An 18620-nucleotide genomic window follows, 5' to 3' on the forward strand; every position below is an offset into this window, starting at 1 on the left:
TGTACTACTATGTATACGAGCTCCATCAGAGGATTAGACCCTTTTCATAAAAAAATAACCCGCTTCAAGTAGAAGGGGTTATTGCTGGTAGATGTGTTCAAGTGACACGGTTTCGACCTTTCCTGGCAGGTAGCCAAACCAGTCACGAGCGATGTTTTGGAAATTTTGCTGCTGTCCTGTTGTGTAAAATGTATGGACAGGTGCTTCTTTAGAGGTATTTAACAGCCCTTTATATGAAAGAATCGTACTCGCTTCTCTCGCTGTCTCATCCCCTGATGAAATGATGTTTACTTCACTGCCCATAAAGCGCTGAATCGGCTCTTTTAAAATCGGATAGTGTGTGCAGCCCAGAATAAGTGTATCAATCCCTGTTTCTTTCATTGGTTCAAGGGAGTCTTTCACCACTGCCTCTGCTGTCTGATCTAAAAACGTACCGCTTTCCACAAATGGGACAAGGAGCGGACACGCCAGGCTTTGAACCGTTAGACCTGCTTTTAGTGACAGCAGCGCTTCTTTGTATGCCTCGCTTTTGATCGTATTGACTGTGCCAATAACGCCAATGTGCTGATTGTTTGTCACCTTGATCGCTGTACGGGCGCCGGGCTGAATGACACCAATGACCGGAATATCAAGCGTTGCTTTGATTTCGTCCAGTGCGATCGCTGTTGCTGTGTTGCACGCAATGACGAGCATTTTAATATGGTGGTGTTTTAATAAGTAGTGCGCCATTTCCCAAGTATATTGAAGAACTTCTTCTTCTTTACGAGGGCCATATGGACATCGTTTTGTATCGCCTACATAAATGATGTTTTCTTTTGGCAGTTGTCTCATGATTTCCTTTGCAACGGTTAAACCGCCGACGCCGGAATCAATGACGCCGATTGGTTGATCCAACAAAATCGCCTCATTTTCTTTTCATTTGCTGCTGTAGTTTCGTTAAGGATTGGTTGAAAACGATGGCTTCTTCTTCTGAGAAAGCCCCTAGAAGTTCACTGACGTATTCTTGGCGTTTAGCAATCACTTCTTGAATGATCCTCTCGCCTTCAGGCAATAAATGAATGCGAACCACGCGGCGGTCAGATGGATCTTTCACCCGTTCGACAAGTTCACTTTTTTCCATTCTATCAATTAAATCAGTGGTTGTGCTGCAAGCCAAATACATCTTTTGTGACAGTTCACCTATTGTCATATCTCCGAATTCATAAAGCCACTGAAGCCCGATGAATTGTGGAGGTGTAATTGTATATTGATTCAGGATTTCTCTGCCTTTTTGCTTAATAATTGCAGCAATGTGGCGCAATGATTTTTCAATCTCTGCAACATGGCCAGACTCATTCGTTTCCATTTTATTGATACCTCACTATAGCATCTCACTTTGATTAAAACGTACATGTCTATTTTCCTCGTTTTTCAAAGAAAATGCAAGAAGAGACTCATGGAAACCATATAGAAATAACCGGTTCCTTCCCGATATGGAAGGAAAACCGGCTGACTTTAGAGCTCTAGCTCACCCATACGCAGAAGCTCGACTACGGCCTGTGAACGGCCTTTAACTCCTAGCTTTTGCATGGCATTCGAAATATGATTTCGAACAGTCTTTTCGCTAATAAAAAGCTCGCTTGCAATTTCTTTTGTTGTTTTATCTTGGACGAGCAATTCGAATACTTCTCTTTCTCTTTTGGTTAATAGCGGCTTGGATTGAAACTCTTTCTCCTTCAAGTATTGTAACCCTCCTTGCTAAGGTGAGAGCTCTAGTCTCTATAGAATGGGATTCTGTATAGTCGAGATATCATATGCCAGGGGCCTGAGGTAGGTGACGTTAAAATCAAGAAATCCCGCATATCAGCGTCCAATTTACTGCGCTTTCAGCCACGCAAAAAAGGACGAGTCTCCTCCCGAGACATCGTCCTTTTTTACGTGGTATTTAAAAGATTGTAATGGCGCCTGTTAACAATGCAATAAGTGTTGTAAAAAGGGCAGTTAACACGGTCCATAGAAGTGCGTATTTTTGCAAATCACCAATATCTTTGTTCAGCATACCGACAAGCAGCAGCGTTGAAGCCACAAGTGGGCTCAGTAAGTGGACAGGCTGTCCTATGATAGAAGCACGTGCAATCTCCACCGGATCAATCCCGTAAGCTGCGCCGGCTTCAGCCAAGATCGGCAGCACACCGAAATAGTAAGCATCATTTGAAAGAATAAATGTAAATGGCATACTCGTCAAAGCAACAATCAGCGGGAAAAATGAGCTGTAGGAATCTGGAATCATATAAATGACCAAATTGGCAATGGCCTCAACCATCTTTGTTCCTGAAAAGATCCCAGTGAAAATTCCTGCTGCAAATACAAGTGTGATAACCGTTAATGCGTTACCTGCATGAGATAAAATTCGCTCGCGCTGATCTTCAACCTTTGGATAGTTAATCATAAGAGCGATGACAAATCCAATTAAGAAGAGTACAGGAATTGGGATGATATCCAGGACTAGTGTGACCATGACAGCAATTGTAAGGAAGAAGTTAATCCAAATCAGATTCGGCCTTTTGATATCGGCTACTCCATCCTCAATTGATGCAGCCAATTCAGGAGAAATGGACGGCTCTTCTTTGTACTGAATCTCTGCAATCCCAATCCGTTTTCTTTCTTTTTTTCCAAGTACGTAAGCAGTAAAAAGTATAAAAAGACCGCCTCCAACCATCGTTGGGAGTAATGGAATGAAAAATTCGCCTGCATCTAATCCAAGCGCCGCGATGGCACGAGTAGCTGGTCCGCCCCATGGCGTCATTCCGCTCATAATTCCTAATGATAATAATGAAATTGTTCCTAAAATTAATGGGTTCATCCCAATTCTTAAGAAAAGTGGCAGCATAGCTGATACGGTAATCATATACGTTGTTGTTCCATCACCATCTAATGCAACAAGCATAGACAAAATCGCTACCCCAAAAGCAATTTTGACAGGATCACCTTTTACAATACGTAGAATGAGTTTAATCAGAGGATCAAACAATCCAGCATCCAGCATGACACCGAAGAATAAAATCGCAAATAACAATAAAGCAGCTGATGGTGCAACAGTTTTCAGTCCATCAAGCATCATGTCCCCTAATCCTTTGTTAAAGCCACCGATCAATGCAAATATGATAGGTACAACGGTTAGAGCCACCACCGGATGCATACGTTTAGTCATAATGAGAAATGTAAATGTCAAGACCATCAAGATCCCTAAAATAGCTAGCACTTTATATCCCTCCATCCTCTTCTTCACATGATCTGCAAGCGCCCCCTTGCACTTGCGATCTATATGTTAGCGCTTTCTATTTCAAGGATATAATAGCTTTTTTTATAATGAAAATATCGATTTTTTCGTATATTCAATAAATTTCTTTTATAATCAACCTTGCTGATTTCTTAAAAACTCAATGAACGCTTTCACAACAGACAAATGAAGTGAGTCTGGCTGGTACATGAGCCATGTATCTCTTAAAACAGGCTGTCCATCTTTATACGAAAGACCTTTTACAAATAACTCATCACTTGGTCTGAGGCAAATTTCTGGGACAATGGCATAGCCTAAACCATGCTTCACCATCTCTTTTGATGTATCCTGACGGTCTGTCTCCATCGTGACAAGCGGAGGCATTGTGAATGTTTCCTGCCACCATCTGTTAATCAGCCGTTTCAATGAACTGTCTGTATGATAGTCAATGAGCGGCAGATTCGGGAGATCCTTTAGCTGGATTTCTGATTTTGAAATGATGCAAAGACGCTCTTTATCGAGCAAAAAGCGCTCTCCATTCCAGTCATAATCGCCTCTTAAAATCCCTAAATGCACACTTGATGTTCCTAATAAATCCATTACCTTTGTGCTCCAGCCTGTGTTGACCATAAATTGAACATGTGGATACTGCTTAGAAAATTCTTTTAATATTTCTGGCAGTTTATACTGGGCAAAGTTACTTGAGACCCCTAACCGGATCGTTCCTTTGACCTTTTTTTGCATATTGAGCATGCCATCTTTTGTTTGCTGCAGCTGTTTGAGCATGTCATTTGCATATTTAGCCAAGTATTCGCCCTCTGATGTAAATTCAATTCCTCGTTTTCTTTTAAAGAAAAGCTTCATATCAAACTCCTCTTCAAGCTGTTTCAATCGATAGCTTAAGGCAGGCTGAGAGACAAATAATTTTTCTGCCGCTTTTGTGATGTTCTTTTCTTCATAAAGTACCTTTAAAAACCGCCAATCTTTTTCATCCATTGTTTACCCTCCTTTTTTACTAATTATAAAATATTTTTATTAATTTCTCTTAAAATAATGTATTTAACTTATTTCTTATTATACTTTACCATTTTGGTTAGATAAACAGTTTATTAAAAATTGAGGGTGAGAGTAATGAGAAAAGTTCCAATCACAATCATGCGAGGCGGTACAAGCAAAGGGGTATTCATTCACGCGAACAATGCACCATATGAACACGATGAGCTCGAAGCATTTCTATTAGACATTATGGGCAGCCCTGACCGGCTGCAGGTCGATGGAATAGGTGGCGGTAATTCTTTAACAAGCAAAGTGGCCATTATCGATAAAGCCACACGCCCGGATGTGGATGTGAACTATACATTTGCACAAGTCAGCATAAATGAGAGATATGTCGACTTTAAAGGAAACTGCGGGAACATCTCATCAGCCGTTGGGCCGTATGCCATCATTAAAGGACTTGTTCAAGCGGTTGAGCCCATTACGACTGTACGTATCCTCAATACCAATACAAATAAAGTCATTACGGCAGAGGTCGAGGTTGAAAATGGAGAAGTAAAATTTGAAGGACAGGCAGAAATTCCAGGCGTAAAAGGAACTGGGTCTCCCATTTATTTATCCTTCGAGAAACCTGAAGGCGCTGTCACAGGTAAAACCTTTCCGACTGGAAACAAAATTGATACGATTCAAACAAAGTTTGGGGAGATTCCAATCTCGATCGTTGACATTGCAAATCCAATTGCCTTTATTCGCGCGAAAGATATACAATTAAAAGGAACTGAATTGCCTGAAGAGTTTACAGACGAATTACTGGATGATTTAGAAGAAATTCGTTCCCTTGCTGCTGAAATGTGTCATTTTGCACCAAAAGAAATGGCCACATTACAGTCTCCAGCTGTTCCAAAGCTTGCGCTCATTAGTGAGCCTACTGACTATGTAGATACAAATGGCATCTTGAGACGAGCAGAAGATATGGACATTATCGTTCGTATGCTATCGATGCAACGACCGCACCAAGCACTTGCCATTACCGGCTCTGTCTGCGTGACAGCCAGCTGTTTCTTAGATGAAACGCTTCCTTCTCAGCTGTTTCAAGGAAAAGATGACACCCTTCGTATTGGGCATCCTGCTGGTATTATGCAAACTGAAATTGACATCTCTGAAAAAAGAGTCAAAGTTATTCGAACCGCAAGAGAAATTCTAGACGGAGTTGTCTTCACAAAACAAGACTATGTGGTTCAGCCTCAGATTAAAAGAGAAGCTTAAAGCAGACGAGAACATCGTCTGCTCAGATTGTTGACAAAGGGCTAAAATGATCTTGATTTTAGCCCTTTGTCTTCTTTTCAGCGTGATAGAAAACCTTTGCAGCCCTAGGAAGGACGAGCACAGGAGCGGAGCGAATGTGACATTCGTGAGCACCGGAGCGCAGACCTGCGGGCGAATGCGAGGGTTTGTCTACACGCTGAGCAGACGAGAACCTCGTCTGCTTTTTTTAATGCTGTAGCGGTGCATCTATATCTCCGGCAGAATGAGCTTTTATCTGCCCTTTTTCATCTTTTAGCTGGAGATGACCGTAACGGTTGACCCCGCAGCAAATGCCCTCTTCCCATGTTTGTTTTTCACGGTCTAACGAAATCCGCAGCGGTTTATGAAGACGATATAACCGTTTGTTGTAAAGGGCAGTGAGTGCTTCAAACCCTTCATTCTTCCAGCGTGTATGATATTTTTCAAAAGCGGCTGCAAGTTCCTTCACAAGCTGATCCGATTTCACCTCTGTAAGCTCTGATAGGCAAATGGTTTTGTACGGAACATGCTCCGGTTTTGTCTTCACATTGATGCCAACACCGATATAAATGGCGGTACGATCTGCTTCAATCAATGTGCCTGATACCTTTGCTTCATTGATGAGAATATCATTTGGCCATTTAATCGCCAGCTGATCCTCAGCCCTTATGAGAGGTTTGAGAACATCGTAGATCGCTAGTGCCGTAAGCGGAGCAATCGTTGACTGGGTGGAGAGTTCTTCTGGCGGCAAAACTGTCATGGTCACAGCGACATTTCCTGCAGGCGTTTCCCACGGCCTGCCCAGCCTGCCTCTTCCTGCTGTCTGCTGATGTGCATAGACAGCAAATGAAGGTTTTTCTCCTTGCTGAATGAGCCTTTTCGCTACATTATTAGTACTATCAATGGTGTCATATTGAAAAATCTTCATGTGTTCTCCTTTTGTTTCTTCTTGATATGGTCTTTTTATTATAACAAAATGAAGCTTACACGTTGACGAGGCTGCATACTACCCATTTCGCTGAGCTTGAAATGTCTCTTTTTCTTCCTCTGTAAATGGGACGGGAGCGCCTGTTTCTTTATTAATTTGGACCATCGTGACTGAACCTGTAAAGCATGGTTCCTGCTGCTCGTTTTCTCCTAAGTAATGAAGGATAAGTGAGCTTGATCCGACTTTTTCCGGCTTTACATACACACGAAGCCGCTCCCCTATCTCCACCTGTTTGATGTAATCACATTGCAGGTTTGCCACGACTGTAATCGTCTCTTTCACACGTTTCATTCGTTTATCCACAATTCCTGTTTTTTGAAAAAAGGCAATACGTGCTTCTTCAAAATACACAAATGGGGTGACATTGTTCATATGGCCAAACATATCCGTTTCTGAAAAACGGACAGTCGTTTCGACATAAAATCGAAAGGATGCCCTCCACTCTTCAAACGGTTCCTCAATATATGACGGAAGTCTCACTTCATCATCTCCTTATTCATCAATAAACGCCTCTCCCATATTGGAAGAGGCGTTTATTCTGTGTTCCACCCAGCCTCTTGTAAACACTCATCATGATTGGCAAAGAGGACTGAATGTGATGTTATTCTGCGTGATCGCTTCCGAAGAAGTTACGGAAAGCTTGTAATGTTGTATCTCGGTTTAGTGCTGCAATTGACGTTGTCAGCGGGATTCCTTTCGGACAAGCCTGCACACAGTTTTGAGAGTTCCCGCAGTTCGCAAGACCGCCGTCACCCATAATTTCTTCTAGACGGTCTGACTTATTCATCGCACCTGTCGGATGTGCGTTAAATAGACGTACTTGCGAAAGCGGTGCAGGGCCCATAAAGGAAGACTTATCATTCACGTTTGGACAAGCTTCAAGGCAGACACCACACGTCATACATTTAGAAAGCTCATACGCCCATTGACGTTTTTTCTCAGGCATTCTTGGTCCAGGTCCAAGATCATATGTGCCATCGATCGGCACCCATGCTTTTACTTTTTTCAAGGAGTTGAACATGCGGCTTCTATCAACCTGCAAGTCTCTCACGACCGGGAATGTCTTCATCGGTTGAAGACGGATCGGCTGATCTAACTTATCAATCAGGGCTGTACATGACTGGCGCGGTTTTCCATTAATGACCATAGAACAAGCTCCGCACACCTCTTCAAGACAGTTCATATCCCAGTTGATCGCCGTTGTTTTTTCACCTTGTTTATTGACCGGGTTACGTCTAATTTCCATGAGTGCAGAAATGACGTTCATATTTGGGCGGTAAGGGATTTCGAATTCTTCATCATAAGGCTTTCCATCTGCTGTATCTTGACGTGTGATAATGAATTGAATTGTGTTTTTTTCACTCATCTTATTTCTCCACCTTTTTCTTCGAGTAATCTCGTTTACGAGGTGCAATTAACGATACATCGACGTCCTCATAGTGGAATGCAGGCTTTTGATTTTTCCCTTTGAACGTAGCCATCGTTGTTTTAAGGAATTCTTCATCGTTTCTTTCTGGGAATTCCGGTTTATAGTGTGCGCCTCGGCTTTCATTCCGGTTATATGCCCCGATCGTAATGACTCTTGCCAGCTGAAGCATGTTGTCAAGCTGACGCGTGAAGGCAGCGCCTTGGTTGCTCCATGATGCGGTATCATTGATGTTGATCTTCTTGTAGCGCTCCATTAGTTCTTCGATCTTCTGATCTGTTTTTAAGAGTTTGTCATTGTAACGAACCACTGTAACGTTATCCGTCATCCATTCTCCAAGCTCTTTATGAAGCACGTACGCATTTTCTGTACCATCCATGCTGAGGATGTTGTCCCATTTCTCCTGCTCTTTCTTCACGGCACTGTCAAATGTTGCAGAAGATAGGTCTTCCGCAGATTTCTCAAGACCGCTAATGTACTTCACCGCATTTGGTCCAGCGACCATTCCGCCGTAAATCGCAGAAAGAAGTGAGTTTGCACCAAGTCTGTTTCCGCCGTGCATTGAGTAATCACATTCTCCAGCAGCGAACAGACCTTTGATATTCGTCATTTGATCATAATCGACCCATAATCCGCCCATTGAATAATGAACAGCAGGGAAGATTTTCATCGGCAGCTTACGCGGGTCATCACCCATGAATTTTTCATAGATTTCAATGATTCCGCCAAGCTTAATATCAAGCTCTTTTGGATCTTTATGAGAAAGATCGAGATATACCATGTTCTCTCCGTTGATGCCAAGCTTTTGCTCGACACATACGTCAAAGATTTCACGCGTTGCGATGTCACGCGGTACAAGGTTCCCGTATGCTGGGTATTTTTCTTCAAGGAAGTACCAAGGCTTCCCGTCTTTATATGTCCAAACTCGTCCGCCCTCACCACGAGCTGATTCACTCATGAGACGAAGCTTGTCATCTCCTGGAATCGCTGTTGGGTGAATTTGAATGAATTCTCCATTTGCATAATGTGCACCTTGCTGATAAACGATAGATGCAGCAGACCCAGTGTTAATCATGGAGTTCGTTGATTTACCGAACACGATTCCAGGGCCGCCTGTTGCCATGATAACCGCATCTGAACGGAAGGATTGAATTTCCATTGTCGTTAAGTTCTGCGCGACAATCCCGCGGCATACTTCCTCGTCATCTAAAACAGCGCCAAGGAATTCCCAGCCTTCATATTTCGTGACAAGCCCTGCTACTTCATAGCGGCGAACCTGCTCATCCAGTGCGTATAATAGCTGCTGGCCTGTTGTAGCTCCAGCAAACGCTGTACGGTGGTGCTGTGTTCCCCCGAAGCGGCGGAAGTCCAATAATCCCTCTGGTGTTCTATTAAACATAACACCCATGCGATCAAGTAAGTGGATAATGGACGGCGCTGCTTCACACATTGCCTTTACTGGCGGCTGGTTGGCTAAGAAATCTCCGCCGTATACCGTGTCATCAAAATGCTCATAAGGTGAATCCCCTTCACCTTTTGTATTAACCGCTCCGTTGATTCCGCCCTGTGCACATACAGAATGCGAACGTTTCACTGGTACGATTGAAAATAGTTGAACAGCTGTTCCCGCTTCTGCTGCTTTAATAGTTGCCATGAGACCAGCTAAGCCGCCTCCGACAACGATGATGCTAGAATTACTCATTGTAGCCCCTCTCCCTCTTCTACTAATCTATTTCCTCTTAAACAAAAGCGAAAATTGCTCTTAGCCCTACATATGAAAGCGCTATAAATATACCTAATGTCACAAATGTGGAGATTCTTTGTGAGCGTGGTGAAACCGTAATTCCCCAGCTGACAGCAAATGACCACAAGCCATTAGCAAAGTGGAAAATAGTAGATAAAACGCCGACAATATAGAAGCCTAGCATAAATGGAGAGCTTAAAATATTCGCCATCATGTCATAGTTAACTTCAGCTCCAAGCTGAGCTTGAATGCGCGTTTCCCATACGTGCCAAGTGACAAAAATCAATGTGATAATACCTGAAATCCTTTGCAGTCTGAACAACCAGTTTCTTAAGTAACTGAAGCGAGACGTGTTGTTTTGTGCCGTAAAGGCTATGTACACCCCATAAACAGCATGATAGATCAGTGGTAAGAAAATCACGAACAGCTCAAGTGCGTACCTGAATGGCAGCTGTTCCATAAAGTGTGCAGCTTTGTTAAACGCCTCTGGTCCATCCGTCGCAAAGTGGTTAATCACTAAGTGCTGTACTAAAAATAGACCGACCGGAATGACGCCAAGCAAAGAATGCAATCTCCGATAAAAAAATTCTTTGTTCCCCGACATTACTTTACCCCCTAGTAAAAAAAGTGCAATTGCTTGAAAATTGTCTTACCCCCGCTTCTTTCAATTGTAAGCACTTTATTCAAATTTATTGACAATTTCATTTTACTCCTATGTCAAAAAAGCGTCAAGAAACCGCGTACATAAATTAAAATTTTCCGAAATTTAAAAGTTTTAAATCAAAATTCGTTTTACTACAATAAGAATTTCTTAGACTTCAGGGAAAACTCTGTCATCATATGCCCACATAAGCTATAATAAATTGTTGAAAGAGGGGAGCCGTACAATGAATAAATTCGAATCTAACTTAGAACAGCTAAAAGAAATTGAAGTCAATGGATTTGCCTACGAGCTGATACGCGAAGTTCTGCTACCAGATATTCTTGGTCAGGACCATTCATCTATGATGTATTTTGCGGGTAAACTGCTTGCTCGTAAATTTCCTCAAGAGTCATGGGAAAAGATCCCCGAATTTTTCCATGCTGCCGGATGGGGGACTCTCACAATGGTCCATTCGAAAAAACAGGAAATTGAGTTTGAGCTCGAAGGTCCACTAGTATCAAATCGACTCACCTATCAAAAGGAGCCATGCTTTCAGATGGAAGCCGGTTTTATTGCTGAACAAATTCAGCTTCTTAATGAGCACGTAGCTGAATCCTATGAACAAGTGAAAAAGCGTGCTGAGAAAGTCATTTTAACCGTTAAATGGGATTTAAGAGACCCTAGCTAATACTCTTGATAAAAGGCGCGGACTTTAGGTCACGCCTTTTTATATGTCTTCATCTATCATAGCATACTTAATGAATGGGTTTACGCTCGTTTCAACCAATTCCATATAGAAAAAAGAGGCGTCCCACTTTCATGAGATCACCTCTTTACCTTTTTAAGAGTGAGCAGCTGCGCTCACCTTTGATAAATCAAACGCATCATGCAGCGCTTCAACCGCTTTGACCATATCATCACGGCCGACTACTGTTGAGACTTTGATTTCAGACGTACTGACCATTTTCACTTGAATGTCTTTTTGCGCTAATACAGCAAACATTTCAGCAGCTACGCCTGGATTTGAGACCATTCCAGATCCCACAATGGATACTTTCGCTAATTTGCTTTCTGTCTCAATCTGCTCGTAGCCAAGCGCCCCTTTATATTCTTCTAATACTTCAACTGTTTTGGACAAATCATCCGTTTTCACAGAGAAAGAGATCGACGTCTGGTTGGTGCTTGTGACAGACTGAATGATGATATCAACATTGATATTCTGTTTCGCAAGCGTCGTAAAAATGGTCGATAATGTTGTTAAACCGCTTGAAAGCCCGCACACTGTCACTCGTGTAATCTGATCTTCAAACGCAATGCCTCTGACGACTAAATTTTGTTCCATGGATGATTCCTCCTCAATTAACGTACCCGATTCATTTTCAATACTAGAACGGACTTCTAGCGGGACTTGATAATTTTTCGCAAATTCAACAGCTCTTGGATGCAGGACCCCAGCTCCTAAATTAGCCAGCTCAAGCATCTCATCGTATGAAATACCCGCAAGTTTCCGCGCGGATGGTACATAACGCGGATCTGTCGTAAACACACCTGGTACATCTGTGTAAATATCACATTTATCAGCTTTTAATGCGGCAGCCAGTGCCACAGCAGTCGTATCTGATCCTCCGCGTCCAAGTGTTGTGATATGTAAGTCATCTGCAATTCCTTGGAAGCCTGCCACAACAACGACTTTCCCCGCACCTAATTCCTCTTTTATTCTTGCTTCATCAATGTCCACGATTCTTGCATTTCCGTGTACATGCTCTGTTTTCATACCAGCCTGCCAGCCTGTAAAGGAAATGGCATCATAGCCTCTTGCTTGGAGCGCCATCGTTAATAATGAAATGGTCACCTGTTCACCAGTTGCGAGCAGCATATCCATTTCTCTTTTGCTTGGATCGTCTGTAAGTTCTTTCGCTAGCTCTACTAGAACATCTGTTGATTTACCCATCGCTGATACAACCACAACCACATCATGTCCTGCCTCGCGTTCAGCGATCACTCTCTCTGCGCCATTGCGAATTTTTTCTGTTGACCCAACGGAAGTTCCGCCAAATTTTTGTACAATTAGTCCCATGTCTACCACCCTTTTTCAAAAGTTCACGTGTGAGAGAAGAGGCTGCTTTGGAGACTGTCCGCTCACTGCAAATAAAAAAGCAATGAGAGACAAATCTCCCATTGCTTTAAAATCATCATTAAACGATGCAAACAATGAGATAGCCCTCCAAGAATTGAATTCTTGACAGCCCTACATTTCTTCAATGTACAGCCAGCGAATAAAATGAGTGGATTTTATTCACTTCGGCGACGCTCCCCTTTCAGCCCTCTTCTTAGATCCCATCGATCTCCGAAGGCTTACTCTTGAAGTTCGCACCTCTATCTTCAACAAACAACACGTTCATTTATTAAATTAGTCACATCTTAACAAACTTTTGGTAAAAGTACAATCTATTTTTTTAATGCTTCCATTAAAAGTTCAGCCGTCTGTTTCGGAATGCCAGCCTCCTGAAAGTCTTGGATAGAGGCTTCTTTCATCTTTTTCACAGAGCCAAAATGTTTGAGGAGCTGCTTTTTACGCTTTTCTCCGATACCTGGTACATCGTCTAAAATAGACTGGAATGCATTTTTTCCGCGCAGCTGTCGGTGAAAGCTAATGGCGAATCGGTGCACTTCATCTTGAATGCGCTGCAATAAGTAAAAAGCTTGGCTATTTCGCTCTAGCGCAACAATTTCAAGTGTATCTCCCATCATGAGATTCGATGTCCGATGTTTTTCATCTTTTACAAGACCTGCGACTGGGACAGACAGATTCAATTCATTTTCAAGCACATCGATGGCTGCGTTGATCTGTCCTTTTCCTCCGTCAATTAAAATTAAATCTGGCAGCGGCAGTTCATCCTTTAACACGCGGGTATATCGTCTTCTAATGACTTCACGCATGGATGCATAATCATCTGGTCCTGAGACGGTTTTAATTTTGTATTTTCGGTATTCCTTTTTATATGGCTTCCCGTCCTGAAAGACGACCATGGCAGAAACCGGGTCTGCTCCTTGAATATTGGAGTTATCAAACGCCTCAATTCTGTACGGCATATAAATATTAAGCGCATCCCCAAGCTGCTTCACCGCACCAATTGTCCGCTCTTCATCACGCTCAATGAGCGAAAACTTTTCTTTTAAAGCGATTTTGGCATTTTGATGGGCAAGTAAAAGTAAATCCTTTTTCTTTCCTTTTTTCGGCTGGTGAACGTTTGTCTCAAGTAATTGCTCAATCATCTCTTGATCGACACTGTCCGGCACCAAAATTTCCTTCGGCAGAAAATGGTTGTTCTTTTCATAAAATTGCCCCATAAACGTGAGGAACTCCTCTTCAGGGTCCTGATACATAGGAAACAGGCTGACATCACGTTCAATCAATTTCCCCTGTCTGATAAAGAAAACTTGGACACACATCCAGCCTTTATCATAGGCATAGGCGAAGACATCTCGATCTGATAAATCACTCATCGTCATTTTCTGTTTTTCCATCGTTGAGTCGATATAAGCGATTTGGTCTCTCAGTTCTTTTGCCCGTTCAAACTCTAAATTTTCAGCAGCTTCCTGCATCTTTTCGGTCAGTTCTTTTTTGATTTGCTGATGTCCTCCGTTTAGAAACCTTGTGATTTCGTCCACGAGCTGCTTATTCGTTTCCTCGGAAATGTCATACACACATGGTGCAAGACATTGCCCAAGATGATAATAAAGGCAGACGCGATCAGGAAGGGTGGCACATTTTCTCAGTGGATATAAGCGGTCGAGCAGCTTTTTCGTTTCTCGTGCTGCTTGTACGTTTGGGTATGGACCGAAATATTTCCCTTTGTCCTTTTTTACATTGCGGGTCACGATCAGCTTAGGGTGGCGTTCATTCGTAATTTTTATAAATGGATACGTCTTGTCATCCTTGAGCATGACATTGTATTTTGGGTCATATTTTTTGATTAAATTCAGCTCTAAAATGAGCGCCTCCATATTAGAAGAGGTGACAATGTATTCAAAGTCTTCAATTTCACTGACAAGCCGCTGCGTTTTGGCGTCATGTGATCCAGTGAAATAAGAGCGCACCCTATTTTTTAACACCTTTGCCTTTCCCACGTAAATGATCGTATTTTGTCTATCTTTCATTAAGTAACAGCCTGGTTGATCCGGCAGGACTGACAGCTTTTCTTTGATTAGTTTGTTCATATTTTCATCCGTCCTTGTTTTCCTCTTTCACTCCTTCTAGTGTATCACGAACATTTGTTTTATACCATGTTGAAAGAAAAGCGGCTCTCGTCTTTACGAGAACCGCTTCAATGATTATGCCGCTTGGACATAGATCGGTTTATAGATGTTTGTTGACAAGTTCAGCAAGTGCTTCTTTTGGTTTGAAACCAACAGAAGTTTCTACAACTTCACCGTCTTTTAGAACAAGAAGTGTTGGGATACTCATAACGCCGTATTTACCAGCAGTTTCTTGGTTATCGTCTACATCAATTTTTACAATTTTCATTTTGTCGCCCATTTCTTGATCAAGTTCTTCAAGAACTGGAGCAATCATTTTACAAGGTCCACACCATGGTGCCCAAAAATCTGCAAGAACAACACCTTCTGCAGTTTCTTGTGAAAATGTTGCGTCAGTAGCTTTTACGATTGCCATTATTCATTCCTCCAATGTAAATTATGCTTTTTAGTATAGCATCTACCAATGTGACTTGCGAATGAAATGCTTACGAATCATTTTTTAGGAAATGAATTAAAAAACAAACCGTATAATCGCACCAATGACAACAATCGCACCGATGATCATGAGAATGGTTCTAAGCATATGACATGACATCCTTTCCGCTTCATTTACAATGTATGATGCCCCAACATTCTTCTCATCAAACATCGAAATATGCAATCAAGTGAGGTCGACAGTTATCATGACCACTGACATTGGCGGCAGCTCTACCGTTAATTCACCGGGATTTACAGTCATTTGCTGAAAATCTTTTGGCTGAACAGAATGAGGATCATCAAATGTATTATGCGCATTCATGCGATCAGCTGTCAGCACACGTCCGATGACTTTCGTTTGTGCATCAACCCCTTCAATGGCAAGGGATACCTCTTTTTGTTCATGCGGATTCAGGTGACAGTAGCTAATATGCATCTTACCTGATGAACGTGAGGCTGACACACTGACCTGAGGAATTTTTTCACCTTTTCGTTCATACGGCGGTGAAACGAACTCCACTTCAAGCGCTTCTTCCTCTTGATGTACTTGAAACATGTGAAATACATGATACGTAGGCGTCAGAAGCATCTTTTCGTCCTTTGTTAATACCATCGCTTGCAACACATTGACCGTCTGAGCAATATTTGCCATATGAATCCGCTCGCAATGGCGATGAAAAATATGAAAATGGAGGGCGGACACAAGGGCATCTCTTAGTGTGTTTTGCTGATATAAAAACCCAGGATTTGTCCCTGGCTCTGGGTCATACCATGTCCCCCATTCATCAATAATCATCCCAATTCGCTTGTCTGGGTCATAACGATCCATGATTTCACCATGGTCCTCGACAAGCCGTTCCATCTCATAGGCTTTTTTCAGCGTGATAAACCATTCATCCTCATCAAATTCAGTCGCTGACCCTTTCTTCTCCCATGTACCAGGTACGGTGTAATAATGTAAGCTGAGCCCATCCATCCACGGTGCAGCCCGCTCCATCAATACTTTCGTCCAATTCACGTCATTAGAATTCGCACCGCAGGCGATTTTATAAATACGCTGCCCTGCAAATTCTCTTACGTACGTTTGATAGCGTTTATATAAATCTGCATAGTATTCAGGCGTCATATTCCCGCCGCAGCCCCAGCTTTCATTGCCTACACCAACATAGGTCAGCTGCCAAGGTTCTTGTTTTCCATTTTGAATGCGCCAATCGGACATAGGTGTCCCTTTTGGAAATGTCATGTATTCGACCCAATCGGCTAATTCTTGAACAGACCCGCTTCCCACATTGCCGCAAATGTATGGCTCACATTCAAGCAGCTCACACAATGCCATAAATTCATGTGTACCAAATGCATTGGATTCAACCGTACCACCCCAATGGGTATTTACCATCGGCTTTCGTTCACTGAGATCACCTACACCATTTGCCCAGTGATATTCGTCTGCGAAACAGCCCCCCGGCCACCTCAGCACCGGAATATGTAATGCTTGAAGGGCCTTCAGCACATCGGTACGAATCCCTTCAATATGGTCAATCTCTGAGTCTTTTCCTACCCAAATCCCGTCATAAATCCCTCTTCCTAAATGCTCCTGAAAGTGCCCATAAATGTGTTTAGAAATGCGTCCGATCACGTCATTGACTTTTACTGTCCCCTTCACTTGTCAACCGCTCCTTTTCTTCTTAATTACATACAAAAAAACCCAGAATACCTAGGCATTCTGAGTGTATGAGCGTTACGAGTGGATATTCATCTTTTTTAACTCTTCATTCAAAAGCGGTACCACTTCAAACAAGTCACCGACGATTCCGTAATCGGCGATTTTGAAGATTTCTGCTTCTGGGTCTTTGTTGATGGCCACAATGACTTTACTGTTAGACATTCCCGCTAAATGCTGAATCGCTCCTGATATCCCGCATGCAATATAAAGATCAGGTGTGACGACTTTTCCCGTTTGACCAATTTGCAGGGCATAATCACAGTAATCGGCGTCACAGGCGCCACGCGAGGCTCCGACTGCTGCCCCGAGCGTCTCAGCAAGTTCATTCAGCGGTTCAAAGCCTTCCTTGCTTTTAACCCCGCGCCCTCCAGCAACAATGACCTTTGCTTCCGATAAATCTACACCCTCTGACGTTTTTTTAATGACTTCCTTCACGATCGTCCGAAGGTTCTGAATATCGACAGAAACTGGTGTGACTTCTCCGCCTCGTGACGCATCCCGCTCAAGTGGCGCCACGTTGTTTGGCCGAATGGTCGCTAGAAGCAGGCGGTCTGTTGAAATGACTTTTTCAAAGGCTTTTCCAGAGTAAATCGGTCTAGTGAAAACAAGATGTTCGCCGGTAACGCTTACATCGATCGCATCTGAAATCAAGCCAGTCTGAAGACGTGCGGCTATTTTCGGCGACAAGTCTTTTCCGATAGACGTATGGCCAAAAAGCACAGCATCTGGATCGACCTGATCTAATATAGCTTGAAGCGCCTGCGCAAAACCATCTGACGTATAATATGAAAGGTGCGGATGCTCCACAATCATGACATGATCTGCTCCATAGTAAAGCAGTTCATCCGCTAGGCCTTTGACGTCATCCCCTATTAACACGCCAATGACCTCACCGCCATCTGCCACTTTGTGAGCGGCAGCAATGGCTTCAAATGTCACATTTCTTAATTTACCGTCACGACCTTCTCCAAGTACAACAACTTTTTTACTCATCTTCAAGCTCCCCCTTGTTCTCGTGATATCGTAAAGTGGATGTTTAGATGACTTTCGCTTCATTTCTGAGTAGATCTGTCAGTTCTTTGACTTGATCCTGAAGCTCGCCGCTCAGCACCTTGCCACCCTCTTTTTTCTCCGGTAAGTAACGTTCAATTGTTTTGATTTTAAATGGTACATCGTCTTCGTCCAGATCTAAATCATCAAGTTCCAATTCTTCTAAAGGCTTTTTCTTTGCCTTCATAATGCCTGGTAATGATGGATAGCGCGGCTCATTGAGTCCTTGCTGAGCTGTGACGACAAGCGGGAGCTCGGCAGAAATGACTTCCACATCACCCTCTGCATCTCGTTCAATCGACGCAGAGCCGCCATCAATTTGAATGCTTGTTATCGTTGTCACATATGAAAAGCCGAGTAATTCAGCAAGACGCGGGGCTACCTGTCCAGAGCCGCCGTCAATTGCTACATTCCCTGCTAAGATCAAGGAAGCCTCTTTGTCTTTTAAATAGTGATAAAGAATGGTAGAAGCTGAATATTGGTCCCACTCTTCTAAGTCATCTTCCACGTTTAATAAGACGGCCCTGTCACAGCCCATAGCAAGCGCTGTTCTCAGCTGTTTCTCCGCATCTTCACCGCCAACTGTCACAACGGTCACTTCTCCCCCGTGCTCATCGCGAAGCTGAATGGCTTCTTCAATGGCATACTCGTCATAAGGATTAATAATGAACTCTGCTCCATCTTCTTGAATTGCACCAGACTGTATAGAAATTTTCTCTTCCGTGTCAAACGTACGCTTCATCAAAACAAATATATTCATTTATTTCTCC

18 protein-coding genes and 1 riboswitch are annotated in these 18620 nt (G+C 42.8%); of the genes, 2 read left to right on the plus strand and 16 right to left on the minus strand.

Annotated features, from left to right (window positions below; all coding sequences use genetic code 11):
* Positions 1–78 precede the first annotated feature (78 nt).
* The 5 genes from racE to ACP69X_RS13560 all read right to left on the minus strand — a co-directional run bounded on the left by racE (position 79) and on the right by ACP69X_RS13560 (position 4255).
* Positions 79–897 (minus strand): glutamate racemase, encoded by an 819-nt coding sequence (gene racE / locus ACP69X_RS13540; RefSeq protein ID WP_099663515.1) that lies wholly within the window; start codon positions 895–897, stop codon positions 79–81.
* 7 nt (positions 898–904) lie between these two features.
* On the minus strand, positions 905–1345 hold the full coding sequence (locus ACP69X_RS13545; RefSeq protein WP_024423206.1) for a MarR family winged helix-turn-helix transcriptional regulator: 441 nt from the start codon (positions 1343–1345) through the stop codon (positions 905–907).
* Between the two features lie 149 nt (positions 1346–1494).
* Entirely contained in the window at positions 1495–1719 is a 225-nt protein-coding gene (gene gerE / locus ACP69X_RS13550; protein ID WP_003184172.1) for a spore germination transcription factor GerE, read from the minus strand.
* 205 nt (positions 1720–1924) lie between these two features.
* A complete protein-coding gene (locus ACP69X_RS13555; protein WP_039183245.1) occupies positions 1925–3241 on the minus strand; it encodes a CitMHS family transporter in 1317 nt (438 codons plus the stop codon).
* A gap of 153 nt (positions 3242–3394) precedes the next feature.
* Entirely contained in the window at positions 3395–4255 is an 861-nt protein-coding gene (locus ACP69X_RS13560; protein WP_024423208.1) for a LysR family transcriptional regulator, read from the minus strand.
* A 135-nt stretch (positions 4256–4390) separates the two neighbouring features.
* On the opposite strand from ACP69X_RS13560, the gene ACP69X_RS13565 reads away from it, so the two are divergent.
* On the plus strand, positions 4391–5521 hold the full coding sequence (locus ACP69X_RS13565) for a 2-methylaconitate cis-trans isomerase PrpF family protein (RefSeq protein ID WP_269103199.1): 1131 nt from the start codon (positions 4391–4393) through the stop codon (positions 5519–5521).
* A 226-nt stretch (positions 5522–5747) separates the two neighbouring features.
* Here ACP69X_RS13565 and ACP69X_RS13570 read toward each other — a convergent pair whose 3' ends face one another.
* From ACP69X_RS13570 to ACP69X_RS13590, 5 genes are all read right to left on the minus strand, one after another.
* The gene (locus ACP69X_RS13570) at positions 5748–6467 is read right to left on the minus strand and encodes a biotin--[acetyl-CoA-carboxylase] ligase (protein ID WP_426052745.1); all 720 of its coding nucleotides are present in this window, start codon (positions 6465–6467) and stop codon (positions 5748–5750) included.
* A 78-nt stretch (positions 6468–6545) separates the two neighbouring features.
* The gene (locus ACP69X_RS13575; RefSeq protein WP_039180479.1) at positions 6546–7007 is read right to left on the minus strand and encodes an acyl-CoA thioesterase; all 462 of its coding nucleotides are present in this window, start codon (positions 7005–7007) and stop codon (positions 6546–6548) included.
* A gap of 121 nt (positions 7008–7128) precedes the next feature.
* Positions 7129–7893, minus strand: coding sequence for a succinate dehydrogenase iron-sulfur subunit (gene sdhB, locus ACP69X_RS13580; RefSeq protein WP_034279749.1), 765 nt, complete (start codon positions 7891–7893; stop codon positions 7129–7131).
* 1 nt (position 7894) lies between these two features.
* Positions 7895–9655, minus strand: coding sequence for a succinate dehydrogenase flavoprotein subunit (sdhA, locus tag ACP69X_RS13585; RefSeq protein ID WP_039180483.1), 1761 nt, complete (start codon positions 9653–9655; stop codon positions 7895–7897).
* 37 nt (positions 9656–9692) lie between these two features.
* Entirely contained in the window at positions 9693–10301 is a 609-nt protein-coding gene (locus tag ACP69X_RS13590; RefSeq protein WP_041086522.1) for a succinate dehydrogenase cytochrome b558 subunit, read from the minus strand.
* A 283-nt stretch (positions 10302–10584) separates the two neighbouring features.
* On the opposite strand from ACP69X_RS13590, the gene ACP69X_RS13595 reads away from it, so the two are divergent.
* On the plus strand, positions 10585–11028 hold the full coding sequence (locus ACP69X_RS13595; protein WP_041086524.1) for a YslB family protein: 444 nt from the start codon (positions 10585–10587) through the stop codon (positions 11026–11028).
* Between the two features lie 153 nt (positions 11029–11181).
* Here ACP69X_RS13595 and ACP69X_RS13600 read toward each other — a convergent pair whose 3' ends face one another.
* The 6 genes from ACP69X_RS13600 to ACP69X_RS13625 all read right to left on the minus strand — a co-directional run bounded on the left by ACP69X_RS13600 (position 11182) and on the right by ACP69X_RS13625 (position 18610).
* Positions 11182–12417 (minus strand): aspartate kinase, encoded by a 1236-nt coding sequence (locus ACP69X_RS13600; protein WP_269103195.1) that lies wholly within the window; start codon positions 12415–12417, stop codon positions 11182–11184.
* Positions 12418–12549: 132 nt separating this feature from the next.
* Positions 12550–12727, minus strand: a riboswitch (Lysine riboswitch).
* A gap of 61 nt (positions 12728–12788) precedes the next feature.
* A complete protein-coding gene (gene uvrC, locus ACP69X_RS13605; protein WP_426052746.1) occupies positions 12789–14561 on the minus strand; it encodes an excinuclease ABC subunit UvrC in 1773 nt (590 codons plus the stop codon).
* 139 nt (positions 14562–14700) lie between these two features.
* Complete coding sequence (gene trxA / locus ACP69X_RS13610; RefSeq protein ID WP_007501629.1) at positions 14701–15015, minus strand: thioredoxin; 315 nt, start codon at positions 15013–15015, stop codon at positions 14701–14703.
* Between the two features lie 246 nt (positions 15016–15261).
* Positions 15262–16740 (minus strand): alpha-N-arabinofuranosidase, encoded by a 1479-nt coding sequence (locus ACP69X_RS13615; protein WP_073978760.1) that lies wholly within the window; start codon positions 16738–16740, stop codon positions 15262–15264.
* A 75-nt stretch (positions 16741–16815) separates the two neighbouring features.
* Positions 16816–17793, minus strand: a complete 978-nt coding sequence (locus ACP69X_RS13620; RefSeq protein ID WP_075611741.1) for an electron transfer flavoprotein subunit alpha/FixB family protein — start codon at positions 17791–17793, stop codon at positions 16816–16818.
* A gap of 43 nt (positions 17794–17836) precedes the next feature.
* Positions 17837–18610: an electron transfer flavoprotein subunit beta/FixA family protein gene (locus ACP69X_RS13625; protein ID WP_073978758.1), complete on the minus strand. Its 774-nt coding sequence runs from the start codon at positions 18608–18610 to the stop codon at positions 17837–17839.
* Between the last annotated feature and the right edge of the window lie 10 nt (positions 18611–18620).

This window comes from Bacillus sp. DC4300-2b2, from assembly GCF_049895685.1.
Lineage (GTDB): Bacteria > Bacillota > Bacilli > Bacillales > Bacillaceae > Bacillus > Bacillus safensis.